Genomic DNA, 23,924 nt, shown 5'->3' with positions numbered 1-23,924 from the left:
GACTCCGGCGCCGTCAGCTCTCCAGCTCGGCCAGGGCTTGCTTGGCCTGCTGCAACTCGGCCTCGAGCTGGGCCACCTTGGCCTGCTGCTGCTCGCGGGCTTCGTTGATCACTTCGTCGATCGGCGCGGAGAGCTCCTCGTGGAGCTCCTTGGCCGCTCGGGACACCGCCGAGGCGGGGATGTCCAGACCCTTCGCGACCCACTTGCTGCCGTGCTTGAGCTCGGCCTGCCACTCGCCGTCGGCCGTGCCGGTGACGGTGAGGGTGAGGACGACCGTCCTCGTCTTGCGCGCACTGCTCTTGGGCTTCGCGCGCTTGGCGGGCTCCGGCTGGGCCGGTTCGGGCTGTGCCTGCTGCTCTCGCTCTTCCGAAGAGGGTCCCGAGGTTCCAGCGTTCCCCTGCTCGCTCTCGTGGCTCACCGGGGCGTCGTCTCGATCCTGGGTCGCGGAAGCAGCGTCAACGGTCATCGTCAGTGTCGTCTCCTCGAGAAGAGGTTGTCCTACGAGAGGATCCTGCGGGCGACCAGGATAGAACGTTCGTTCGACTGCTCACTCGGAGGGGTTGCTCGCCGAGCGCGAGGAAAAAGCGGTAGCGAATATGCGTCGAGGTTGCGCCTGTAACCAATCTGAGACCTTTTGGAAAAGTGTCGGTGTTCCACCGGGGCGAGTGTCGCGTTACAGGTGTGCACACGAAAGGATGAAAAGCGCGAAAAAAAGGTTGCGGAACGGAGCAATGCGTCCGGAAGTGTCCAGTTGTCGAGTGGTGAGCAGGGGGCCGGAGGGCGGTTCTCCGTGCACTAGTTCGACTCTCCGTAGCGATCTGCCATGATCAATTACCGAACGTGGTGCCTAGGTGGGGTCTCGAAGCCCTTCCCGGGGTGATGCCATTGTGGACGGTCGCGCACCGTTTCGGCAGGATTTCGGCCCTTTTCTGATCACGGAACCGCGGTTTCGGGTGGCCGGTGAACCTGGGTTTCGAGTGGGTTTCCGACTTTGCTTGAATTACGACCACTCGCCCAGTTGATCTATTCCTCCAGGGACTGCGATAAATGGAAAGCAACGGTACTTCCCGGGGTCGGTCGGCAGGTCCGGCCGGCCGCAGACGGTCCTCTCGCAGGATGGTGGCCTTCGCGGCCGCCGCGACGCTGACACTGCTGACCGCCGCGTGTGGTTCGGACGCCGAGAACACGGCGGAAGCCGCAGGTGGAGAGCAGCAGCAGGAGCAGTCGGCGGCCAACCTTCCCGAGGCCACCACGCACGGCAAGCTCCCGAATGCGCCTACCGACCCCGACCCTCGTGCGGCGACCGACGGGGAGGTGCTGCACCCGACCCGCGAGCTCACCGTGCACGACGCCGTGGACGGAAAGGCGATCGCGCGACTGCCCGTCCAGCAGATCTCGTCGCCGACGTGGGTGCCCGTCATCCAGCGTGAGGGGGACTGGGCGCAGATCCTTCTGCCCACGAGGCCCAACGGCGCGAGCGGGTGGATCGACACGTCGGGCGACGCCGTCGAGTCGGCCGAGAACGACTTCGTGGTCAATGTCGACCTCGACGCGTTCTCCCTGGAGATCCTCGAGGACGGCAAGCAGATCGGCGAATGGACGGTCGGCATCGGAAGCTCCGACTCGCCGACGCCGACCGGTCGCGCCTACATCATCGCCTCCATCGCGGAGACGGTGAACGACTACAGCCCGATCGTCCTGCCGCTGAGCTACCACTCGGACTCGCACGAGACCTACGGCGGTGGCCCCGGCACGGTCGGCATCCACACCTGGCCCGACGACAGCTTCGTCGGCAAGGCCAACAGTGACGGGTGCATCCGGGTCACACAGGAGGCTCTGGACGCACTCACCAAGCTCCCGCTCGGCACGATCGTCAACATCGTCTGACCGGCGAGCGGGTTTCACCCGAGAAATCACCGCAGTAAGCACAACCGACTCAAGAAAGGCACAGCCTTGTCGAACAAGAGAACAGCCGCTCTCGGTGCCGGTGTCCTGTCCGCGCTGGTCGCGGGCGGCATCGCGTTCGCTCCCGCCGCTGTCGCGGAAGGGGAGGACAACGCCTACGCTCTGTCGGCGAACGGCCTCATCAACATCACGAAGGTGCCGCACGTGGTCGGTGAGGGCAAGGACCACCTGGTGCACACCGACCTGCCCCCGGGCTCGGACCGCATCCTGCACGCCGGCGTGTTCAACTCGGCGGTCGAAAAGGGCTTCGCCAAGGCCAGCACCACGGACGTCAAGCTGGGCCTGCCCGGTGTGCCGACCATCGAGGTCGGTCTGGTGACGGCCGAGTGCGACGACCTGACCGGCGCCACCTCCGTGGCCAATCTGAAGATCGCGGGCACGACGGTCGACATCGACCAGCTCCAGCCCAACACGGAGCTCGTCCCCGAGCCGCTGCAGGGCCTCGCCCGCATCACGCTCAACAAGCAGACCGAGAACGGCGACGGCACGCTGACGGTGAGCGCCCTGTCGGTGGATCTCCTCGACGGCACGCAGACCGTGGACCTCTCCACCGCCACCTGCGGTGAGAAGCCCGAGGCCCCGAAGCCGGAGGAGCCCAACAAGCCGGAAGAGCCGAACAAGCCGGAGGAGCCCACCACGCCGCCGTCGAACGACGACGGTGACGACGGCACGCGTCCCGACGACGAGGGCAAGGCCCCGGTGCCGGTGCCGCAGCCGGGCCACCTCGACGTGACCGGCTGATCGACGTCACGCGGACGAAAGGGCGGCCTCCACCACGAGCAGGGTGGAGGCCGCCCTTCGTTGTTCCTGCGTTGTCCCGCTGTTTCAGCGGACACCGGTCACTCGTCGCCGGAGCGGGAGCCCATGCCCTGCGAGATGAGGTCCATCACCGAACTGTCGGCGAGCGTGGTGACGTCACCGATCTCGCGGTTCTCGGCGACGTCCCGCAGCAGGCGCCGCATGATCTTGCCCGACCGCGTCTTCGGCAGCTCCGGCACGACCATGATCTGCCGCGGCTTGGCGATGGGGCCGATCTCCTTGGCGACGTGGTCGCGCAGAGCCTGCAGGGCGTCCGCGCCGCCCGCTTCGTCCTCCGCGACCCCGCCGCGCAGGATGACGAACGCGACGATGCCCTGACCCGTCGTCGGGTCGGTGGCGCCGACCACCGCCGCCTCCGCCACCGTCGGGTGCGACACCAGCGCCGACTCCACCTCGGTGGTCGAGATGCGGTGGCCCGACACGTTCATCACGTCGTCCACGCGCCCGAGCAGCCAGATGTCACCGTCGGCGTCGTACTTCGCGCCGTCCCCGGCGAAGTAGTAGCCCTGCTCCTCGAACCGCGACCAGTAGGTGTCGCGATACCGTTCCTCGTCACCCCAGATGCCGCGCAGCATCGCCGGCCACGGCTTGTCGAGCACGAGATACCCGCCGCCGCCCGGGGGCACCTCGACACCGTTGTTGTCGACGACCTTCGCCGAGACCCCCGGCAGCGCGCGCTGCGCCGAACCCGGCTTGGCGTGCGTGGCGCCCGGCAACGGCGAGATCATGATCGCGCCGGTCTCGGTCTGCCACCACGTGTCGACGACGGGGCAGCGGTCCGCACCGATGTGCTTGCGGTACCACATCCAGGCCTCGGGGTTGATGGGCTCGCCCACCGAGCCGAGCACCCGCAGCGACGACAGGTCGTACTTGGCGGGGATGTCGGCGCCCCACTTCATGAACGTCCGGATCAGGGTCGGCGCGGTGTAGTAGATCGAGACCTTGTAGTTCTGGACGATCTCCCAGTGCCGGCCTTCGTGCGGGGTGTTGGGCGTGCCCTCGTACACGACCTGCGTCGCGCGGTTGGCCAGCGGCCCGTACACGATGTAGGAGTGCCCGGTGACCCAGCCGATGTCGGCGGTGCACCAGTACACGTCCTCGCCGGGCTTGTGGTCGAACACGACGTGGTGGGTGTAGGCCGCCTGCGTGAGATAGCCGCCCGACGTGTGCAGGATGCCCTTCGGCTTCCCGGTCGTGCCCGACGTGTAGAGGATGAACAGCGGGTGCTCGGAGTCGAACGCCTCGGGGGTGTGCTCCTCGGACTGCGCGTCGACGAGGTCGTGCCACCAGACGTCGCGGCCCTCGGTCCACGGCACGGCACCGTCGAGGTCCTCGCCCGTGCGGCGCACGACCACGACCTTCTGCACCGTCTCGGCACCGTCCAGCGCCTCGTCGACGTTCGACTTCATGGGCACGGCCTTGCCGCGCCGGTACTGCCCGTCGGAGGTGATCACGACCTTCGCGTCGGCGTCGTCGACGCGCGAGCGCAGGGCGGCGGGCGAGAAGCCGCCGAAGACCACGCTGTGCAGCGCGCCGAGGCGCGCACACGCGAGCATGGACACGATTGCCTCGGGGATCATCGGCAGCTGGATGGCGACCCGGTCGCCCGACCCGATACCGAGCGAGGCGAGTGCGTTGGCCGCCTTGCAGACCTCGCTCTTCAGCTCCCCGTAGGTCAGGTCGCGCGTGTCACCCGGCTCGCCCACCCAGTGGATGGCCACCTGGTCACCGTGGCCGTCCTCGACGTGCCGGTCGACACAGTTGTACGCGACGTTGAGCTTGCCGCCCACGAACCACTTCGCGAAAGGCGCGTCCGCCCAGTCCAACACCGTCGACCACCGGGTGTCCCAGTGCAGGCGTTCGGCCTGCTTCTCCCAGAACGCATCCCGGTCGGCGTCGGCGTCGGCGTAGAACTGCTCCGTCGCGTTGGCCTTCGCCGCGAACTCCTCGCTCGGAGGAAAGGTACGGCTCTCGGTCAGCAGGTTGTCGAGTGCCGGTGACTGCTTTGTCATGGTGCCTCCTGAATCGCGAAATGACGGCTCTACGGCCGCGGCGCCGGTAGCGACGTTAGTACCCCAAGTCACACGCGTGCAGCCACTCCGCGACGGCCGACCGGCGCCGGGGGACGAGCGGCTGACGAGCGGTGCACGAGCGCTCCCTATGCTCATGCGACATGAGTGATCCCCTCGCACCGCTGATGGACCTCGGCGGTGTCGCCGACGCCGCAAAGAGCGCCCAGGACGCCGTGTTCGCGGTGCACCGGCTTCCCGCCAATCTGCGTGGCGGCTCGGCGACGGCCGCGGAGGCGTCGGTGCGGGCCGCGCGGGCGTCCGCCGCGCTCGACGGCGCCAACCCCGACCTGCCCGAGGACGGGAGCGTGACCCACCCCCTACTGGCGGGGGCGCTGCGCGTGGCCGGGGCGACCGAGTCGCTGCTGCCGACGTGGCGGCGGGCACCGTTGCAGGTGCTGGCCCGGCTGCACGTTCTCGCCGCAGCCGACGTCGTCGAGGATTCCGAGGCCCTCGGCAGGCCTCGTGGTGCCGACGGCGTGGCGTCGCGGCTGGAGTTGCTCGGGCAGCTCGTCACCGGGTCGACGTCCGTGCCCGGCCCGGTGGTGACGGCGGTGGTGCACGGCGAGATGCTGACGCTGCGGCCTTTCGGTTCGGCGGACGGTGTGCTCGCGCGCGCCGCCGCCCGGCTGGCGATGATCGCCACCGGTCTGGATCCGAAGGCGTTGACCGTGCCCGAGGTGGCGTGTTTCCGCAGGCAGCGGCGATACGAGGAGGCGGCGCAGGCCTTCGCGTCGGGCGAGCCCGACGGCGTGCGCCAGTGGCTGCTGTTCTGCTGTGACGCCTTCGAGGCGGGAGCGCGCGAGGCGAAGAGCATCGCCGACGCCGCCACCCCCTGACACCGTGTCCGCCGCCTGCGCACGCGTGTCCGCACTTCATGCACGCGTGTTCGCACTTCATGCACGCCACCGTGGCGGCCCCCACCACACTGTGCGGGCTGCGCAGCGGCGTCGGTGTCGTGTCCTGGGCTCCTGAAACGCCCAGGCGCCTAGGAGGCGCGTGCCCGCACGGCGTCGAGTGCGGCACGGACGTGGCCGTCGGCGTCGTCGAGGGCCACGGCGGCGCTCGCGCTGTCGACGTCGGCGAGCAGCTGCACGAGCGCGACCTTCAGGTCGCCGTCGGCGCGGGTCAGGGCGTCGCCGCACTCCTGCTCGCTCAGACCCGTCGCCTCGCGCAGGATGCGGATCGTCCGTCCCCGCAGCTTCGCGTTGGTCGCCCGCATGCTGACCATGAGGTTGGAGTACGTGCGGCCGAGTTTGATCATCGTGGCGGTCGAGAACGCGGTGAGCACGAGCTTCTGCGCCGTCCCCGCCTTCATGCGCGTGGAACCCGCGATGGCTTCAGGCCCGGTGTCCACGGTGATCAGCACGTCGACGCCGTCGAACTCGGGAGCCTCGGGGTTGCACGAGACGAGGGCCGTGGTGGCGCCCAGCCGCTTCGCCTCCTGGAGCGCACCGATCACGTACGGTGTGCGGCCCGACGCCGTCAGCCCGAGGACGAAGTCGCCGTCCTTCACGCTTTCGCGGACCTCCGCGGCACCGTCCTCGGCCTTGTCCTCCGCGTTCTCCACGGCTGTCCGCAACGCCTTCTGCCCGCCCGCGTGGTGAGCGACGAACCAGTCGTCGGGCACGTTGTAGGTCGGCACGAGCTCGGCGGCGTCGAGCACGGCGAGCCTGCCCGACGTCCCCGCACCCACGTAGTGCACACGGTGGCCCGCGCGAAGGGAGTCGGTGGCCGCGTCCACCGCTGCGCCGAGCTCCGGCAGCACCTGTCGTACCGCGCCGGGGACGTGGTGGTCCTCGGAGTTGATGGCCGCCAGGATGTCGGCGGTGGACATCCGGTCGATGTCGGTCGTGTTCGGGTTCCGTCGCTCCGTGGGCGACTCGACCTGAACGACCTCCGGTGGATGGGTCATCTCCAGCCTCATTCTTCTCTTGCGACGGCGAACGCTCGCGCGCGGGAGCGTTCGCCCGGTTCACTGCCCCCGATCGGTCCTCCGCCTTCCGTCCGGGCGGATGCCGAGCCGGTGTCCGTCGACGGCGGCGCGGGTGGCGTCGAGGGCCGCCATCGCGTCGTCGAAGTGCTGCTGGGCCACGCCGATGAACAGGCAGTCGATCACCGTCAGCTGTGCGATGCGGCTCGCGGTGGCGCCGGAGCGGAAGGTGGTCTCGCGGGCGGCGGTGGTGAGCACGTGGTCGGCGACCGACGTGATGGGGGAGCGCGGGAAGTTGGTGATGGCCACGGTCGTGGCCCCGTGTTCCTTGGCCACGCGCAGTGCCTCGACGGTGTCGGTGGTGGCGCCGGAGTGTGAGATCGCGACGGCGACGTCGCCCTCGCCCAGCACGGCCGCGGAGGTCAGCATGATGTGGGTGTCCGACCACGCGAAGCACACCCGGCCGATGCGGTGCATCTTCTGCTGCAGGTCGGCGGCCACGAAAGCGCTTGCGCCCACGCCGTAGACGTCCACGCGTCCGGCGGCGGCGACGAGTTCGGTGACGCGCGTGAGCTCGCCGATGTCGAGTTGCTCCGCCGTCTCCTCCACCGCGCGGGCGTCGGCGAACCCGACCTTGCTCACCACCGAGGCCAGGTCGTCGTCGGCGGTGATGTCGCCGCCGAGGTCCCGAGAGGCTCTCGCCTCGCTGCGTGCCGTGTCGGCGGCCAGGGCGATGCGCAGCTGCGGATAGCCGCCGACGCCGATGGCCTTGCAGAAGCGGGTGACGGTGGTTTCGCTGGTCTTGGCGGCGAGGGCGACCTCGGTGATGCTGCGCCGGGCGACCGACGACGGATCGTCGAGCACGACCTTGGCGACGCGTTGCTCGGCTCGGGCCAGGCCCGGAAGCAACGAACGGATGCGCACCAGAGGGCTCGCTTCGTGGTCGGTCTCAGGCTGGGAACCCGACCCACTATCCGTGGGAAAGTTACTAACACCAGGCATATAAGACAAGGCTACTCTCACCTTCCCGAGAGATCGCAACCTCGACGACGTCGACGCGCTGCGGTGACTGGTTGCCCGGAAAGTCGCTGATCAGGGGGCGTGCGTTAGCCCGGAACGGTTAACGAGTTGGCAACTATCAACGGGCCGTCAGGGTGAATCCCCGTGCGTCGAGCCGACCGGGGTGCCGTTCACCGTCCAGGAGCATTCCTCGTGGTGAGGTGACCTCGATGCCGTCCACCACCACGCCGCGGGCGGTGTAGTTCCCGTCCGTGGTGAATCGCCAACGAAGCGTGACGGTGTCGGCCTCGGGCAGGGAGGCCTGCACCCGCCACCACGCGCGCTGGTCGGTCCCCGAGAGCGCCGTCACCGCGCTACGCGGTGCGCCCTTCCCCCGTACCCGGAGGCGCAGCGCCGACCACGTCCGCCCGCCGTCGGTGGACGCCTCCAGCACCAACGGGTCCGTCGATTCACTGCTGACGAAGGTGGCGAACGACGCCGTGGCCCGGCGACCGTGCGTGTCGAGCTCCGGGGTGGTGAGCGTGGCGGTCTGCTCGTTGCCGATGGTGCTCGCCCACGCCTTCGCGCCGTGGCGGGGCTTGACGGCCATCGCGCGGGCGAGGCCGGTGGCCCACGCCTGCCGGGCCTCGTTGATCGACCCCCACGACCGCGAGGGGTGGACGCGGTTGGTCAGCAGCACGGCGATCGACCGCGACTGGCGGTCGATCACCAGTGACGTGCCGGTGTAGCCGGTGTGCCCGGCCGTCGACGGCGAGGTCAACCCGCCCATGTACCAGATCTGGTCCAGCTCGAAACCGAGTCCGTGGGAGTCGTCGGGGAACTCGGTGTTGTAGTTCGTGAACAGCTGCAGCACCGTGCTCGGACGCAGGATGCGCTCGCCGTCGTAGGTTCCGCCGTTCAGCAGCGCCTGGGCGAGCACACCCAGATCACGGGCCGTGGAGAACAGGCCCGCATGACCGGCGACCCCGCCCAGCGACCAGGCGTTCTCGTCGTGCACCTGGCCCCGCACCATGCCGCGGTCGGGCGTCGACTGGAACTCCGTCGCGGCGATGCGGTCGAGCTTGCGCGCCGGCGGGTTGAACTCGGTGTCGCGCATCCCGAGCGGCTCGGTGATCCGCTCGGAGATCACCTCGTCGAGCGGATCACCGGTCACGCGCTCGGCCAGCACACCGAGCGTGATCAGGTTGAGGTCGGAGTACGTGTAGGTCGTGCCGGGCTCGTTCTGCGGGGCGACGTCCATGACGGCCTTGATGCGCGACGGCTCGTCGGGCCAGTCGCGCCACAGGAACAGGCCCGGTTCCAGGCCCGAGGTGTGCGTGAGCAGCTGCTCGACGGTGATGTCCTGCTTGCCGTTGACGCCGAACTCGGGCAGGTAGTCCGCCACCGGTGCGTCGAGGTCCACCTTGTCGCGCTCGACCAGCTGCATGACCGCGATCGAGGTGAACAGCTTCGTGACCGAGGCGATGTCGAAGATGGTGTCCTCGCGCATCGGCACCTGGTCCTCGACGGGCAGTTCGGTGCCCTCGCCATCGGCGTAGCGCACGGCGCTGCCCACGGAATAGGTGTCGACGATCGCGCCCTCGTGGGCGAGCAGCCCGACCGCGCCCGCGAACAGCGGGTGCCCGTCCACGTAGTCCGATTCGGTCATGCGATCCAGGACGTTCTCGGCGTCCCGGATGGGCCCGGCGTCGAGCCCCACGCTCTCGGGAGCGGCCTTCCGCAACACGGTGGAGGCGGGAGCGAAGCCCCGCTGCGGCTGGTCGAACCGGCCGGAGGTCGCTGTCACTGCGGCCATCGCGGTCGCTCCCGTCACCAACAGGACCGCGAACAAAGCCGCGATCCTCGAGACTCTCGCCTTCGCGCGCATCGTGTCGCTCCCCTCACCTTGTCACGAAAGCACCGGGCACCGTCGTGGACGCACTACCGGTAGAGCAGGTAGGGCTCCCGCTTCCGACGGAAGTCGGCGAGCTCGTCCCGCCACGACGACACCACGTCGTCCGTGGTCGCACCCGCGTCGACCATCGAACGGAACCGGTCGGAACCCGTCAGCTTGTCGATGAAGTCGTCCTCGCGCCACCCGAAGAGATCGGGGTAGAGGCGCTTGGCGGTCACGATGAGGTCCACCCCGGTGCGGATGGCGTCGAACCGGTACGGATCGGTGACGGTGAGCTGGACACCGCCACAGGTCTCGCCCGCGAACTTGCCGAAGGTGGGGACGTAGTAGCACTCGCGGAACGACGCACCCGGCAGGCCGTGGGAGGCGATCTCCTCGTGCCAGCGCCAGTCCACCCCCGGTGCGCCGAGGATCTCGAACGGGCGGGTCGTGCCCCGGCCCTCCGAGAACACCGTGCCCTCGAACAGGCAGGTGCCGGGGTACACGGACGCCGTGTCGGGTGTCGGCATGTTCGGCGATGGCGGGGTCCACAGCAGGCCGGTGTCCTCGAACACCTGCTTGCGACGCCAGCCGCGCATCGGGACGACGTCGAGCTCGGCGAGTTCGACACCGTCGCCGGGCAGCAGCTCCGCGGCGAAGTACCGGGCCAGCTCACCCACCGTCATGCCGTGCTGCTGCACGATCGGCCGCAGCCCGACGAACGAGCTGTACGCCGGGTCGAGCATCGGTCCGTGGGCCTCGCCGCCGATGGGGTTGGGCCGGTCGAGCACCACGAACTGGATCCCGAGCCGGGCCGACGCCACCATCGCCTGGTACATCGACCAGATGTAGGTGTAGAAACGCGCACCCACGTCGGCGATGTCGAAGACCAGTGTCTCGACGTCGGCCTTGCGGAGCAGCTCCGTGAGCTTGTCGACGTCGACGCCGTAGATGTCGTACACGGGCACGCCGGTACGCGGGTCGGGGTAGTCGCCCTCGGAGCCGCCCGCCTGGGCGCTGCCGCGGAAACCGTGTTCGGGACCGAACACGGCGACGGGGTCGAGCCCCGCCTGCACCAGCGAGTCCACGACGTGGATCTGGTCGGCCAGGACTCCGGTGGGGTTGGAGAGCACGCCGACCCGGCGGCCGGCGAGCCTGCGCCAACCGTCCGCGGGGAGCCGGTCGGCTCCCGTAGTGACGCGGGGACCGCCCCGCCCGGCGTCGCGGGCGGGAGCGGCGGCCGCCGAGGTCGCGGCGGTGGCGACCAACGTGCCCGCGAGTGCGCTCGCGGACAGGAACCTGCGCCTGTTCACGGTCATCGTGTGTCTTCCTGACGTCGGGGCGGGATCACCATGTCAGCCCGTGGCCGAACGGGTACTGGATCCGGGTCGGGTCGTCGCCGTGGGGGACGGCGACGGGCAGCGTGCCCTCGGGGGAGCGTTCCCCGACGAGGACCTTCGCCAACGAGGTCATGGTCACGGCACGCCAGTCGTAGGTCGTGATCCACGTGGGCACGTCGGCGTGGCCCGGGTCGTACGGCTCCTGGACGGCGACCGCGATCACCGGGGTATCGGTGCTGGTCAGCCGCGTCACCAGCTCACGCTGAGCCTCGCTGGTCCGCAAGCCGTTGGTGAGGACAATCACCACGTCGGCCTCAGTCGCGGCGGATGCGGCGTCGTCGATGGTGCCGGGGTTCGGAGCCGTGCCGGTGGACAGCGCGGTGACGTCGGCGTCGGTGCGTTCGCCGAGCGCCTCGGCCAGGGCGGCCACGGGCTCCGCCGCATAGCCCGGGTAGTCCGGTCGGTTCCACCCGGTCACGAGGACCTTCTCCGCGTCCGCGGGCAGCGGGAGCAGGTCGGCGTCGTTGCGCAGCACGGTGGTCGAGCGATCGGTGATCTCCTGCACGGCCTCGCGGTGCTCGTCGATGCCCACGACGCGGTCGACCTTGCTCACCGGCACCACCGGGTGCGTCACGATGCCCCGGCTCTGCTTCATGTCGAGGATGCGCAGGACGCTCTCGTCGATCCGTTCCTCGGTGAGCCTGCCGCTGCGGACGGCGTCCAGCACCCCGTCGATCGCGGCGTCGAGGTCCGGCGGCATGAGCATCTGGTCGACGCCCGCTTCCAGCGCGCGCACGGGGATCTCGGCGTCGGGGTACATCTGGCGCACACCGGCCATGCCGAGCGAGTCGGTGACCACCACGCCGTCGTAACCGAGTTCCTCACGAAGGAGACCCGTCATGATCGGCTTCGAGAGGGTCGCCGGGTCGCCCGACGGGTCGAGGCTCGGCACCGAGATGTGAGCCGTCATGATCACGTCGATGCCCGCCTCGATCGCCGAGCGGAACGGCGGGAGGTCGTGGGTACGCCAGTCGGTCTCGCTGCGGTCGATCACCGGGAGCCCGACGTGGCTGTCGTCCTTCGCGTCGCCGTGGCCGGGGAAGTGCTTCGCCGCGGCCGACACGCGCTGGGCCGCGCGCCCCGAGTTCTCGTAGCCGTCCACCTGCGCGGCGACGAAGTCCCCGGCCAGCTCGGCGTCGGAGGAGAACGAGCGCGACCCGATGACCGGGTTCAGCGGGTTCGAGTTGACGTCGGCGACCGGCGCGAAGTCCTGGTTGATACCCATCGCCCGCAGCTCGGTGGCGCTGATGGCGGCAGCCGTCCGGGCGCCCTCGATGTCGCGGGAGGCGCCGAACGCCATCGCGCTCGGGTACTCGGTGGCGTGGTCGGCGATGCGGGTGACCCGGCCGCCTTCCTGGTCCACCGACACGATCAGCGGGATACGGGGCTTCGACTCCAGCGCGGCCCGCTGGAGGCCGTTGGACAGCTCGGCCACCTGCCGCGGGGTCTCGATGTTGTCGGTGCCGGCGTGGTTGAAGTAGATGACGCCGCCGACCTGGTACTTCCGCACCACCTCGGCCGGAGTGTCGACGCCGTACTTCTCCTGGTTGCCGGAGTGCGCCTCGTCGGCCGACAGTCCCCAGACGTCGGCGACGAAGAGCTGGCCGACCTTCTGCTCGAGCGTCATCGACTGCAGGGTGCGCTCGGACCAGCTCCGAGGTCCCTTGCGGCCGGAGGTGTCCGCGTCTGTCGACGGCTCGTGCGCCGATGCCACACCGGTGGTCACGGCGAGCAAGCCTACGAGCGTGGCTGTGGCGCGGGCCTTCCAAGGCCGGGCGCTGCGATGGGTCACGAGGCCTCCCGGGATGCGACGTGCGGATGTGAAGAGTCCACCCGTACGAGTAAGCAAGCGGAAAGCTACTCACCAAAACGTGGTCGGTCAATGACCGCCCGTGGCAGCGACCTGGGATGACCTGGCCGGAAGCGAGAAACGGCGACGCACGAGTGGCGCCCGCCGGTTACCGGAACCAGCGGGCGCCACGTGGCTACATGGAACGGTCGGGCGACCAAGCGTGCATTCGTGTCGTCACTTCAGGGGACTCGGCGTCCGGCGTCCCGTTACGCAGTCCCTCGACGACAAGCCTCCCGCGGCGAGCTCCGCGTGGGTACCCGACGTCCATGTACGGACGTTCCTCCGGGGTGGACCAGGCTTCTCCTCCGCCTGCTCCCTGGCCGGGAGAACCTCCGTACTTCCCTTTGTAGTCAGTGATGACGGTCACTTCAAGGGATTGCGCGAGAAGCGCCGTTCGCGACGGCGGCGCTGCTCCGCGCGGGACGACCACCGGAGTCAGTTGCGTGAAGGCGACTCGCGCTGTTTCCGCCGGGAGAGGCCGAAGAGCGTGGCGCCCGCCGCCACGGCGCTGACTCCGAGCCCCACCGCCACGGCCGCCGTCGTCGTCGGGATGCGGGTGCGCACCGACACCGGGTTGGCGAACGTGTGGATCGGCCAGTCGCGCTCCTGCGCGAGGCGCCGCAACGCCTTGTCCGGGTTCACCACGTGGGGGTGCCCGACGACCTCCAGCAAGGGGATGTCGGTGCTCGAGTCGCTGTAGGCGTGGCAGTCGGCCAGGTCGTAGCCGTGCTCACTGGCGATCCGGCGCGCCGCCACGGCCTTGTACTCGCCGTAGCAGTAGAAGTCGAGTTTGCCCGAGTAGCGCCCGTCGACGATCTCCATCCGACTGCCCATGCTGTGGGTGATCCCGAGCATCTCGGCGATCGGTCGCACGACCTCCTCGCCGGTGGCCGACAGGACGATGACGTCCCGGCCCTCGGCCTTGTGCTGCTCGATGAGTTCGGCCGCCTCCGCGTACACCAGCGGCGCGACCACGTCGTGCAACGTCTCCCTCACGATGGCCTGGACCTGACTCACGTCCCAGCCCGTGCACATGCGGGAGATCTCGGCGCGAAGGCGCTCCGTTCGATCGGCGTCGGCTCCGGAGAGCGCGAACATCAGCTGTGCGTAGGCGCTCTTCAACGCGGCACGGCGGTTGATCAGCCCTTGCCGCAGGAACGGCTTGCTGAACGCCAGCGCGCTGGACGAGGCGATGATGGTCTTGTCGAGGTCGAAGAACGCCGCCGAGGTGGCGGTCGTGGTCTTGTCGGGTGCGGGCACGGCACCACGATATGGGGAATCGCGACGGCGCGTCGGAGACCACACCGCCCGGACTCGCTCGGACTGTGGCGTGTCACTCGTCGTTCGCCTTTCCGGCCCCCGCGGTTCACCGGGTTACAGTGGGTGCGCCCGGCGCTGCCGGGCTTTGTTCAGTCCGACCCCCCGGGACTGGACTTCGGGCGGCCCCCGCTCCTCCCCCTGGCGGGGGCCGCCTTCCACACTTCTCCCCAGTTGTCCACAGGTCCGTCCACACCCCGGGCAGTTGTCCACAGGTTCCCGCGAGCCGGTTGTCAGGCGGATCGGCAGCCGTGACGGTGGTCTGCACAAGCATCGACACTGGGGACTCTGAGGACTCTGGGGGCTGGGGTGACCGACAACCGTCCACTCGTGGTCGTCGCCGACGACGTCGTGCGCGATCACGTCACTCGACTGGCGGCGGCGGTGGGCTGCGAGCTTCGCTACGCCCATGATCTGGCCGCGGCACGGTCGTCGTGGGCGGAGGCTCCGCTTGTCCTGCTCGACCGCGTCACCGGAGCCACGAGCGACTCGCACGGGCTACCGCGGCGCGCCAACGTGCTGCTCGTGCGCGCCGACGCTCCGGCTCAGGAGGAGTGGAGGGCCGCGGTGTCCTTGGGAGTGGACTCCGTCGCCCTCCTGCCCGCCGACGAGGACCTCGTGGTCACCGCGCTCGCCGACGTCGTCGAACGGCCGAGCGCGCGTGAGGGCAGGGTGCTCGCCGTGGTGGGCGGACGTGGTGGCGCCGGAGCCTCGGTACTGGCCGCGAGCGTGGCGGTGACCGCCGCGCGGTCGGGCGAGGCCGCACTCCTCGTCGACTGCGACGCGCTCGGCGGTGGTGTCGACCTCGTGCTGGGCACGGAGGCCGACGACGGGCTGCGCTGGCCCGACCTCACGATGTCGGCGGGCCGCGTGTCGATGGCGGAGCTCGACGCCGCCCTGCCCGCGCGGCGACGAGGTCGGGGACGGCTGTCGGTGCTGTCGTGCGACCGCGTGGGTGCGGGACCCACCGACGTCGCTCTGGCCGCCGTGGTCGACGCGGGACGGCGGGCGGGCCGGACGGTGGTGTGCGACCTGCCTCGGCACGCGGACCGCGCGGCCGACGAGGTGTTGCACCGAGCCGATCTCACGGTGCTCGTCGTGCCCGCCGACGTTCGAGGCTGTGTCGCGGCCGCGTGTGTGCGTCGTCGCCTGAGCGAGCACACCTCTCGCGTCGAGGCCGTGGTCCGGGGGCATGCCACGGGTGGCCTCGCCGAGGCCGACATCGTGGACGCCGTCGGCGTCCCGGTGCTGGCGTGGACCGGCCACGACAACGCGGTCGGCCGGATTCTCGACCGAGGTGCGTTCCGGCCTACTCAGCGGCTCGCGAGGGCGGCGCGGACGATCCTCGCCACCCTCGCGTGACACCCGTGATCAGGCGGAGAAGCCACCGTCCACGCTGATCGCCGTGCCCGTCACGTAGCGCCCGCCGTCGCCGGCGAGGAACGACACGGCTGCGGCGACCTCGTCCGGGGACGCGTACCGGCCCAGCGCCGTGAAGGAACCGATCGTCGATGCGTTCGGTCCGCTCGCCGGGTTGGTGTCGGTGTCGGTCGGCCCGGGATGAACCACGTTCACCGTGATCCCGCGAGGCCCGAGCTCACGCCCGAGCGCCTTGGCCATGCCGACGAGGGCAGCTTTGCTCGTCGCGTAGGCCGAGAAGCCGGGCAAGATCGCGCGTTCGGCGATGTTGCTTCCGATGTGGACGATGCGACCGCCGTCGCCCAGGTATGCCAACGCCGCCTTCACCGACGCGAACGGAGCCCGGACGTTGACGGCCATGGTGCGGTCGAAGTCGTCGAGGGTGAGTCCCTCCACGGGAGCCACCGTGAACTCTCCCGCGTTGTTCACCAGGACGTCGAGTCGTCCGAGTACGTGCGCGGTCCGGGCGACGACGGCCTCGATCGCGCCGGGCTCACCGCTGTCGGCTCGGATGGCGAGTGCTCGCTGTCCGGCGGCTTCGACGGCGTTCACCACGGCATGAGCCCGCTGGTCGTCGCGCCGGTACGTGACGGCGATGTCGAAACCGTCGGCGGCCAGGCGCAGCGCCGTCGCCGCGCCGATTCCCGCGCTACCTCCGGTGATGAGGGCGACGCGTGTGGACTGTGTCAGTGGTTCGGTCATGTCTCGATCCTGCGAGGTCCGAGCAGCGAAAACCGGCGGGAATCCGACGCGGCTGACGCGGTTCTGGTGCGCCGACGGCACCGCTCGTGGTGGGGGTTGTCCACAGGTCGTGGGTTGTCCACAGGTGTGGGCGGTGGTCGTTGTGGGGGGTGCGGTGGTGCCGGAATCGTTGTCCGCGTGGCCGGGTGAGCTGCCCGAACACGATCGCGGAGGGGGAGAGATGAGTACCGATCTGGTCGAAAGGGTCAAGGCCCGGCTCGCCGGTACGGAGGGCGTCACGGACGCGAGAGCCGTGGCGGACGCCGTGCGGGCGGAGGCGGGCGGTGTCGCGGGGCACCTCGACGTGCTCGCCGCGCTGAAACTGCTTGACGACGAGCTCGTCGGGGTCGGGCCGTTGGAGCGGCTTCTCGGCTCGCCGGAGGTCACCGACATCCTCGTCACGGCTCCCGACGAGGTGTGGGTCGACGGCCCGGACGGACTACGACGCACCGATGTGCGGTTCGCGAGTGAGGACGCCGTGCGCGGGCTCGCTCAGCGGTTGGCGTTGGCGGCCGGACGCAGGCTCGACGACGCACAGCCCTTTGTGGATGGATGGCTGCCCGGAAGCGGGCCCGCGGGCCGGATCCGGTTGCATGCCGTGCTCCCTCCGGTGGCGGCCGAGGGAACGTGCCTGTCGCTGCGCGTGTTGCGGCCTGCCACGCACGACCTGCGTTCCCTCCGCAGACTCGGCACGGTCGACGATGCCGGTCTCGCGTTGCTGGAGGCCATCGTGTCCGCCCGCTTGGCCTTTCTGGTGACCGGCGCGACGGGGTCCGGCAAGAGCACACTGCTGGCCGCGCTTCTGGGAGCCGTCGACACCGCGGAACGCATCGTGTGCGTGGAGGACGTCGGGGAACTGCAACCGAAGCATCCACAGTTCGTGCGGCTCGTGGCGAGGCCACCCAACGTGGAGGGAGCCGGCGAGGTGACGCTGAGGGAGCTTGTCCGCCAGGCGCTGCGGATGAGGCCCGATCGGCTCGTCGTGGGAGAGGTACGGGGCCGTGAGGTCGTCGAGCTGCTCACCGCCCTGAACACCGGCCACGACGGTGGTGCGGGCACCTTGCACGCCAATGCTCCCGCCGAGGTCCCCGCCCGTCTCGAAGCGCTGGCCGCGCTCGGCGGACTCTCCCGGGAGGCGCTGCACAGTCAGCTCGCCGCGGCCGTGCAGATCGTTCTGCACATGAAGCGAGGGCCGTCGGGCCGGAGAACGCTCGCCGAGATCGGCATGGTGCGTCGCGAGGGCGAGGCGGTGCGGGTGGACACCGTCTGGCGTCCGGGCGAGCGGCTGACGCGCGACTCCGAACTGACCACCGTGCTCGTGGCGCGCCGCAACTCGCCGCGCGCGGGCCGGGTGGGTGCGGCATCGTGCTGATCCCGGCCTTGTTGAGTGTCGCCGTCGCCCTGCTGTCGTGGCCGTCGAGGACCGGAGCGCAGCGGCTCGCGCGACTCGTGCCGGTTCCGGCCGCGAGTGGAGTGGGGCGGCGATGGCGGGCCCGCGGTGTGGTGGCGGCGCTGACGGTGTCGGCGGGCGTGGTGGTGGGTGTCGCCGGAGTCCTGGTCGTGGTGGCGTGCGGCTTGCTCGTGGCGGCGGTGCTGCTGTTCCGGCGTGATCGGCGCCGTGCCCGCGCCGCTGTGGAGGAACTGGACGAACTCGCCTCGGCGTTTCGAGGAGTCGTCGGTGAGCTGCGAGTGGGAACGCACCCCGTGGCGGCACTGGAGGCCGTCGCGGGCGAGGCGTCGCCGGGGGTCGCGGCGCGTCTGCGGGCGTTGGCGGCCTCGGTACGACTGCCTGGCAGCGCAGCCAGGGAGCGGGGTGCAGAGCCATCCGATGGGGCGGTGGGCCACATCGAACGTCTGGTGGCACGGGCAGGTGCCGCGTGGTCGTTGACCGCTCGGCACGGTGTTCCGGTCGCCGACATCGTCGGTGCGCTGCACCGTGACGTGGACACCAGGGCGCGATCGGCACGCCGGCTCGACGCTCGGTTGGCCGGTGCGCGAGCGGGGGCGGCGGTGTTGGCGACGCTTCCCGTGGCGGGAGTCGCGCTCGGCGAGGTCATGGGAGCCGCGCCCGTGCACGTGCTGACCGGGACGGCGGCCGGGTCGATGGCGTTCGTCGTGGGCGCCGGCTTGGTGTTGGCAGGTGTGGCATGGACGTCACGTCTGACGAGGCAGGTGCTCCCGTGAGCGTGGCCGGAGCGGTGGCCCTGACCGCGGTCGCGATGCTGGTCGTACCACCTGCGGCCGCCCCCAGACTGCGTGCACTGGTCCGTGCCGGGGCGAAAGCTGATCGGTCGGCGAGCGCCAGGATTCGGCGCCTCGTGCGGCGCCGCGGGGGCTCCAGTGCCCGATCTCCGGAGTCGTCGTCGAGCGACTCGGCGCTGGCGCTCGATCTGTTGAGTGCGTGCTTGTCGGCCGGTATCCCGGTGCCGACGGCGGTGTCGGCCGTCGCGGATGCGACCACCGGCCCCACAGCAGAGGCGCTGAAGGCGACTGCTCATGCGCTGTCGCTGGGCGCGAGCCCGGACATGGCCTGGCAACGCGCTCGGGAGCATCCGTCGACAGCGGATCTCGCTCGCGCCGCGTGCCGAACGGCGTCGTCCGGCAGCGCGTTGGCCGCTCACACGTCCACACTCGCCGAGCGCCTCCGCAGTACCGAAGCGGACCGGATCGAAGCGCGCGCCCAGCGGACGAGCGTCCTGGTCGCCGGACCGTTGGGCCTGTGCTTCCTTCCCGCCTTCTTCTGTCTGGGGGTGATCCCGGTCGTCCTCGGCCTCGCCAGCCGACTGCACGTACTGCCGTGAACAGCAAGCTTCTCCTGGGAAGGACTCACCTGATGCTCACCCGACTCTTCGCACGAACCGCGCCCGATGACGGCATGTCCACCGCCGAGTACGCCATCGGGACGCTTGCCGCGGCCGCTCTGGCCGCGGTGTTGTACGCGGTGCTCACCGGCGACGCGGTGCAGGACGGCCTGTCCTCGGTCGTGGAGCAGGCGATCTCCGTGGACCTCTGATGCGCGACAGGCCACACGGCGACGGTCGTCCCCACGACCGCGGCGCCGTCACCGTGGAAGCAGCGATCGCGGTCTGCGCACTCGTCGCCGTGCTCGGCCTGATCCTCGCCGGTGTGGCGGCGGTCGTCGACCAACTGCGTTGCACGGACGCCGCCACCCAGGCAGCCCGGCTGCTCGCCCGTGGCACCTCGGAGGCGGTGGCCGAGCAACTGGTCGAGGCGACGGCGCCGAACGGCGCCACGATGACGGTCAGCCGGGACGAGGAGGCCGTGATCGTGCGAGTCGGCGCCACACCCGTCGGCGGCCTGTTGCCAGGTGTCGTCGTCCGGGCGGAAGCGCGGGCAGCACTCGAACCGGGTGTGAGGGACGCCGATGCTCCGCGGTGACTCCGCCGGTGGGACGGGTGAAACCGGTGGGGCCGAGGGGAACGACGCGGATGCCGGAATGGCCACGGTGTGGGCTGCCTGCGCGATCGCGGCGTTGCTCGCCCTCGCCGGGTTGGTGTGGACGTTGGCCGGTGTCCTGGTGACCCGGCAGCATGCGGCGGGTGTGGCCGACCTGGCGGCCCTCGCGGCAGCCGGGCGGTCGGTCGACGGGGAGACCGTCGCGTGCGCGCACGCTCGGGACCTCGCCCGAGCGATGGCGTCGCGCGTGGCCGACTGCCGCCTTCGGGGATGGGACGCCGAGGTGATCGTGCACGTCGACGTGGGCGCCTCGCTTGGGCTGGGTGGGACCGTGAGTGCCCGCGCGCGAGCCGGCCCGGTCGAGCAGTGGGCGGGCGACGTAGGCGGAGGAATCGCCGGGATCGCCGCGGCGGACGCGGGGCGCTGACCGTGCGGTGTCTGTGCGGGGTGGCTCGTACCGGACCGACCCGCCCGTCGGGTCCCCGCGCGGCGGGCAACGGTCGATTGTGAGCGACGAGCGGTCCGACAACCTGCATGCCGCGAATGGCGGCGTGGAAGTTGAGCGATCGTGAATCGATACCGAGGTCGCCTCGGTGTTGTGTGGGTGCCCGTTGTGGACGTCGGCCTGCCGTTCGTCCCGGCGTGTCGCTTCGCCGCGCATGGTGGTGGTGCGCTCATTCGTCGTCCGCCCGGCGCCGGTGGCCGAGTAGACGCTTCCCGTCTCCTGCAACTTGCCGTTGAGTGAGATGCAGCACCACGACCAACGGCGGTCACTCCCGAGGAGGCTCGAGTACGACATGGTGGACACTGAATGGCCGAATAGCTGGCGCGCTGCCTTCCGCATCGAACTGAGGGCCGAGGCCATCGGCCTCGCGTGGCGCGGCTGGCCGGTGGTGCCGGGCACGTACCCGGACGCCGACACCACGGTCGGCACACCGTACACCGAGACACTGTGGACCAGGCCGGCTCCCGCGCACAGCGACTGGCAGAGCCGCATCGGCGCCCACCCCCAGCAGGTGGCCGCTTGGTGGACCGGACGTCCCTACAGCGTCCTCGTCGCCACCGGCACTCTCGTCGACGCCATCGAGGTGGACGACCATCTCGGGCGGCGTGCCGCGATGCTGCTGCGGGGCACAGGCCGGCCCGCCCCGATCGTGGCGATGCCGAACGGACGCTGGCTCTTCCTCGTCGCGTCGGCCGACCACCTGCCCCGGGAACTGGACGAGGCGGAGACCGTCGAGTGGCACGGCGAGGGCAGTTGGATTCCGCTGCCCCCGACCCCGTTCCACCACGGCGTGGTGCACTGGCGGGTGAAGCCCGACGTCTGGGGGTGGAACCTTCCGCCCGCGCCGGTCGTCCACGACGTCCTCGTGCGTGCCCTGAACGATGTGTCCGCCCCGCGCACCGACGTGCCTCAGGTCGTGCCCGTCGAGTCCTCGGCCGCGTGAGCGTCGGAGTGGTCGTGTGCGGCCGCTGCTTCCCCCACCGCGGCCAGGACCAGGTCCAGCACGGCCACCGCCCCCGCCTTGTCCAGCGGTTCGTTGCCGTTCCCGCACTTGGGCGACTGAACGCAGGACGGGCACCCCGCCGGGCACTCGCAGGAGATCACGGCCTCCCGCGTCGCGGTGAGCCAGGGAACGAAAGCGGCGTACCCCCGGTCGGCGAAACCAGCGCCCCCGGGATGACCGTCGTGCACGAACACCGTTGCCTCCCCGGTGTCCGCGTGCACGGCGGTCGACACACCGCCGATGTCCCAGCGATCGCACGTCGCGAACAGCGGTAGCAGGCCGATCGCCGCGTGCTCGGCGGCATGCAGGGCGCCGGGGACACGTGCCGGTTTCACACCGGTACGCGTCCCCGGCCCCTCGTCGGCGCCGCACAGCAGCGGCTCGGCGATCGTGTACCACACCGCCCGGGTGTGCAGAACCTGCTCTGGGAGATCGAGCGGAACGTGGTCGAGCACCTCACCGGACGGCAGCCGTCGCAGGTAACCCACGACGCGCGACGTCACCGCCACGTACCCGAGATTCACCGTGACACCGCCGTAGGTGCGCTTCTCCACCGTGTCCAGAATCTCGATGTCCACCACGTCCCTGGCCGACGTACTCCATTCCGGGTCCTCGGCATGGACGAAGGCGATGCCCCGCTCCAGATCCAGCTCGTCGACCACATAGGACTCACCGCGGTGCAGGTACACGGCCCCGGGATGAACGGTGCCGCACGCCGCGGCGCCGTCGACGGTGCCGAGCAGCCGCGACGTGTCGGCCTCCACCACCGCCACCTGCTCCACACCGGAACCACGGATGTCCACATCGGAATGCGGCCGGTCCCGCGACGTCCAGTACCACCCGCTCGGACGTCGGCGCAGCAGCGAGTCCGCGACCAGCCCGTCCAGTACCGAGCGAGCCGCATGACCGCCGAAGTCGTCCAGCTCCTTCACCGTCAACGCCGACTCCGCAGCCGCGCAGGCGAGGTGCGGCGCGAGGACGTACGGGTTGGTGGGGTCGAGCACCGCCGCCTCGACGGGCCGTTCGAGCAGTGCCTTCGGATGATGTGCGAGGTAGGTGTCGAGCGGGTCGTCGCGCGCCACGAACACCACGAGGGCGTCGTCTCCCGCCCGCCCGGCGCGGCCCGACTGCTGCCAGAACGAGGCCAGCGTCCCCGGGTATCCGGCGATGACCACGGCGTCGAGACCGGAGATGTCCACTCCGAGTTCCAGGGCGTTCGTGGTGGCGACCCCGAGCAGTTCGCCGTCGAGCAACGCCGACTCCAGTGCGCGTCGCTCCTCGGGCAGGTAGCCCGCGCGGTAGGCGGCGACCTTGTCCGCCAGCTCGGGCGCGACCTCGGCGAGAATGCGCTGGGCTCCGAGAGCGGTGAGCTCCGCGCCCCGGCGGGATCGGACGAACGCGAGGGTCCGCGCGCCCTCGATGACGAGTTCGGCGAGGATGCGGGCGGCCTCCGCACCCGCGGAGCGGCGCACGGGGGCGTCGTTCTCACCCGCGAGTTCGCCCAGCAGCGGGGGCTCCCACAACGCCACCGTGCGCGCTCCGTGCGGTGAGGCGTCGTCCGTCACGGCGACGCAGTCGGCGCCGAGCAGACGGCCTGCGAACTCGGCGGGTTCCGCCGTGGTCGCCGAGGCGAGCACGAACACGGGGTCGGCCCCGTAACGTCGCGCGATGCGCCGCAGCCGCCGCAGCAGGAGCGCCACGTGGGAACCGAACACCCCTCGGTAGCCGTGGCACTCGTCGACGACCACGTAGGAGAGCCCGCGGAAGAACCGCGCCCAGCGAGGATGTGCGGGCAGGATTCCCCGATGCAGCATGTCGGGGTTCGTGAAGACCCAGCGTGCGTGGTCCCTCACCCATCCGCGTTCGCTCTGCGGGGTGTCACCGTCGTAGCGCGCGGGCCGGACACCCTGGACGTCCATATCGGACACCGAACGTAGTTGGTCGCCGGCGAGCGCCTTCGTCGGCGACAGGTAGAGAGCGGTCGCCCTTCCGTCGGTCGCCAGTCGTGACAGCACGGGCAGTTGGTAGGCCAGCGACTTCCCGGACGACGTCCCCGTCGCCACGACGACGTTGTGCCCCGACCACGCCGTGGATGCCGCCTCGACCTGGTGTTCCCATGGCCTGTCGACGCCCGTCGCGGTGACGGCGGCGAGTACCGCATCGGGCACCCAGCCGGGCCAGTCGGTGGCACGGGCATGGCGGGCGGGGAGGTCGGCGATGTGCGTGACCGGATAGTCGTCCTCCGGTACTCCCGCCGTCGCTCTGCGGAGCAGGCGGCGAGCGCGCGTCTCAGCCGTGTCGGTCACAACCGCTCACCGGACAGCGACGAAGTGCTCGGGGACGGGTGCGTGGACCGTGGGGGAGTCGGGGCGGTGCTCACCGCCTCGGTAATGCTTTGTCGACTTGTCACCCGGTACGCCACCTTCGAAGCTTCGCACACGTCGGCGTCGTGACTGTGGACACACCATGCGAGTGATCAGATTCACACCGAGTGTACCCGAATGCGACCTGGGTCACTGTTGCCCGCGTGGGCCGCAGTACCAATAGACTCCGCCGAACCACACAAATAGTGGCGTAGATCCCACTGTCAG

21 protein-coding genes are annotated in these 23,924 nt (G+C 70.3%); 11 read left to right on the top strand and 10 right to left on the bottom strand.

Features of this window, described 5'->3' with window-relative positions; all coding sequences use genetic code 11:
• Positions 1-13: 13 nt before the first annotated feature.
• On the bottom strand, positions 14-466 hold the full coding sequence (locus SACAZDRAFT_RS11455; RefSeq protein WP_005441754.1) for a DUF6319 family protein: 453 nt from the start codon (positions 464-466) through the stop codon (positions 14-16).
• 650 nt (positions 467-1,116) lie between these two features.
• Between SACAZDRAFT_RS11455 and SACAZDRAFT_RS11450 the strand changes: the two genes are divergently transcribed.
• Positions 1,117-1,887 carry a L,D-transpeptidase family protein gene (locus SACAZDRAFT_RS11450; protein ID WP_005441752.1) on the top strand — a complete coding sequence of 257 codons (771 nt, stop codon included), beginning with the start codon at positions 1,117-1,119 and terminating at the stop codon, positions 1,885-1,887.
• 66 nt (positions 1,888-1,953) lie between these two features.
• Positions 1,954-2,706 carry a choice-of-anchor P family protein gene (locus tag SACAZDRAFT_RS11445; RefSeq protein WP_005441750.1) on the top strand — a complete coding sequence of 251 codons (753 nt, stop codon included), beginning with the start codon at positions 1,954-1,956 and terminating at the stop codon, positions 2,704-2,706.
• 98 nt (positions 2,707-2,804) lie between these two features.
• On the opposite strand, the gene acs is transcribed toward SACAZDRAFT_RS11445, so the two are convergent.
• Positions 2,805-4,796: an acetate--CoA ligase gene (gene acs, locus SACAZDRAFT_RS11440; protein ID WP_005441748.1), complete on the bottom strand. Its 1,992-nt coding sequence runs from the start codon at positions 4,794-4,796 to the stop codon at positions 2,805-2,807.
• 161 nt (positions 4,797-4,957) lie between these two features.
• Between acs and SACAZDRAFT_RS11435 the strand changes: the two genes are divergently transcribed.
• Positions 4,958-5,692, top strand: coding sequence for a Fic family protein (locus SACAZDRAFT_RS11435; protein ID WP_005441747.1), 735 nt, complete (start codon positions 4,958-4,960; stop codon positions 5,690-5,692).
• A gap of 149 nt (positions 5,693-5,841) precedes the next feature.
• Here SACAZDRAFT_RS11435 and murQ read toward each other — a convergent pair whose 3' ends face one another.
• From murQ to SACAZDRAFT_RS11405, 6 genes are all read right to left on the bottom strand, one after another.
• Positions 5,842-6,768: an N-acetylmuramic acid 6-phosphate etherase gene (murQ, locus tag SACAZDRAFT_RS11430; protein WP_005441745.1), complete on the bottom strand. Its 927-nt coding sequence runs from the start codon at positions 6,766-6,768 to the stop codon at positions 5,842-5,844.
• A gap of 60 nt (positions 6,769-6,828) precedes the next feature.
• On the bottom strand, positions 6,829-7,788 hold the full coding sequence (locus SACAZDRAFT_RS11425; protein ID WP_005441743.1) for a MurR/RpiR family transcriptional regulator: 960 nt from the start codon (positions 7,786-7,788) through the stop codon (positions 6,829-6,831).
• A gap of 136 nt (positions 7,789-7,924) precedes the next feature.
• The gene (locus tag SACAZDRAFT_RS11420) at positions 7,925-9,673 is read right to left on the bottom strand and encodes a serine hydrolase domain-containing protein (RefSeq protein WP_005441739.1); all 1,749 of its coding nucleotides are present in this window, start codon (positions 9,671-9,673) and stop codon (positions 7,925-7,927) included.
• Between the two features lie 53 nt (positions 9,674-9,726).
• A complete protein-coding gene (locus SACAZDRAFT_RS11415; RefSeq protein ID WP_005441737.1) occupies positions 9,727-10,998 on the bottom strand; it encodes an exo-beta-N-acetylmuramidase NamZ family protein in 1,272 nt (423 codons plus the stop codon).
• 28 nt (positions 10,999-11,026) lie between these two features.
• On the bottom strand, positions 11,027-12,871 hold the full coding sequence (locus tag SACAZDRAFT_RS11410; RefSeq protein ID WP_005441734.1) for a glycoside hydrolase family 3 protein: 1,845 nt from the start codon (positions 12,869-12,871) through the stop codon (positions 11,027-11,029).
• A 495-nt stretch (positions 12,872-13,366) separates the two neighbouring features.
• A complete protein-coding gene (locus SACAZDRAFT_RS11405) occupies positions 13,367-14,191 on the bottom strand; it encodes an HAD family hydrolase (protein WP_005441733.1) in 825 nt (274 codons plus the stop codon).
• Between the two features lie 366 nt (positions 14,192-14,557).
• On the opposite strand from SACAZDRAFT_RS11405, the gene ssd reads away from it, so the two are divergent.
• A complete protein-coding gene (ssd, locus tag SACAZDRAFT_RS11400; RefSeq protein WP_005441731.1) occupies positions 14,558-15,610 on the top strand; it encodes a septum site-determining protein Ssd in 1,053 nt (350 codons plus the stop codon).
• 9 nt (positions 15,611-15,619) lie between these two features.
• Here ssd and SACAZDRAFT_RS11395 read toward each other — a convergent pair whose 3' ends face one another.
• On the bottom strand, positions 15,620-16,369 hold the full coding sequence (locus SACAZDRAFT_RS11395) for an SDR family NAD(P)-dependent oxidoreductase (RefSeq protein WP_005441730.1): 750 nt from the start codon (positions 16,367-16,369) through the stop codon (positions 15,620-15,622).
• 220 nt (positions 16,370-16,589) lie between these two features.
• On the opposite strand from SACAZDRAFT_RS11395, the gene SACAZDRAFT_RS11390 reads away from it, so the two are divergent.
• The 7 genes from SACAZDRAFT_RS11390 (at position 16,590) to SACAZDRAFT_RS11360 (ending at position 21,273) form a co-directional block, all read left to right on the top strand.
• The gene (locus tag SACAZDRAFT_RS11390) at positions 16,590-17,780 is read left to right on the top strand and encodes a TadA family conjugal transfer-associated ATPase (protein ID WP_005441728.1); all 1,191 of its coding nucleotides are present in this window, start codon (positions 16,590-16,592) and stop codon (positions 17,778-17,780) included.
• The gene (locus tag SACAZDRAFT_RS11385; protein ID WP_005441727.1) at positions 17,774-18,592 is read left to right on the top strand and encodes a type II secretion system F family protein; all 819 of its coding nucleotides are present in this window, start codon (positions 17,774-17,776) and stop codon (positions 18,590-18,592) included. The genes SACAZDRAFT_RS11390 and SACAZDRAFT_RS11385 overlap by 7 nt, the downstream gene beginning before the upstream one ends.
• Positions 18,589-19,209, top strand: coding sequence for a type II secretion system F family protein (locus SACAZDRAFT_RS11380; RefSeq protein ID WP_040927743.1), 621 nt, complete (start codon positions 18,589-18,591; stop codon positions 19,207-19,209). The genes SACAZDRAFT_RS11385 and SACAZDRAFT_RS11380 overlap by 4 nt, the downstream gene beginning before the upstream one ends.
• Before the next feature lie 32 nt (positions 19,210-19,241).
• Positions 19,242-19,421 (top strand): DUF4244 domain-containing protein, encoded by a 180-nt coding sequence (locus SACAZDRAFT_RS11375; RefSeq protein ID WP_005441725.1) that lies wholly within the window; start codon positions 19,242-19,244, stop codon positions 19,419-19,421.
• The gene (locus SACAZDRAFT_RS11370) at positions 19,421-19,807 is read left to right on the top strand and encodes a TadE family type IV pilus minor pilin (RefSeq protein ID WP_005441724.1); all 387 of its coding nucleotides are present in this window, start codon (positions 19,421-19,423) and stop codon (positions 19,805-19,807) included. Before SACAZDRAFT_RS11375 ends, SACAZDRAFT_RS11370 begins: the two co-directional genes overlap by 1 nt.
• A gap of 58 nt (positions 19,808-19,865) precedes the next feature.
• Complete coding sequence (locus SACAZDRAFT_RS11365; RefSeq protein ID WP_232286262.1) at positions 19,866-20,252, top strand: Rv3654c family TadE-like protein; 387 nt, start codon at positions 19,866-19,868, stop codon at positions 20,250-20,252.
• 370 nt (positions 20,253-20,622) lie between these two features.
• Positions 20,623-21,273: a bifunctional DNA primase/polymerase gene (locus SACAZDRAFT_RS11360; protein ID WP_005441722.1), complete on the top strand. Its 651-nt coding sequence runs from the start codon at positions 20,623-20,625 to the stop codon at positions 21,271-21,273.
• Here the strand turns inward: SACAZDRAFT_RS11360 and SACAZDRAFT_RS11355 are convergent.
• Positions 21,240-23,639 (bottom strand): DEAD/DEAH box helicase, encoded by a 2,400-nt coding sequence (locus SACAZDRAFT_RS11355; RefSeq protein WP_005441721.1) that lies wholly within the window; start codon positions 23,637-23,639, stop codon positions 21,240-21,242. The genes SACAZDRAFT_RS11360 and SACAZDRAFT_RS11355 overlap by 34 nt on opposite strands.
• Between the last annotated feature and the right edge of the window lie 285 nt (positions 23,640-23,924).

Source organism: Saccharomonospora azurea NA-128 (assembly GCF_000231055.2).
GTDB classification, from domain to species: Bacteria; Actinomycetota; Actinomycetes; order Mycobacteriales; family Pseudonocardiaceae; genus Saccharomonospora; species Saccharomonospora azurea.
Note: the sequence above shows the minus strand (reverse complement) of the source record. Positions and strands in the feature narration are given on the sequence as shown.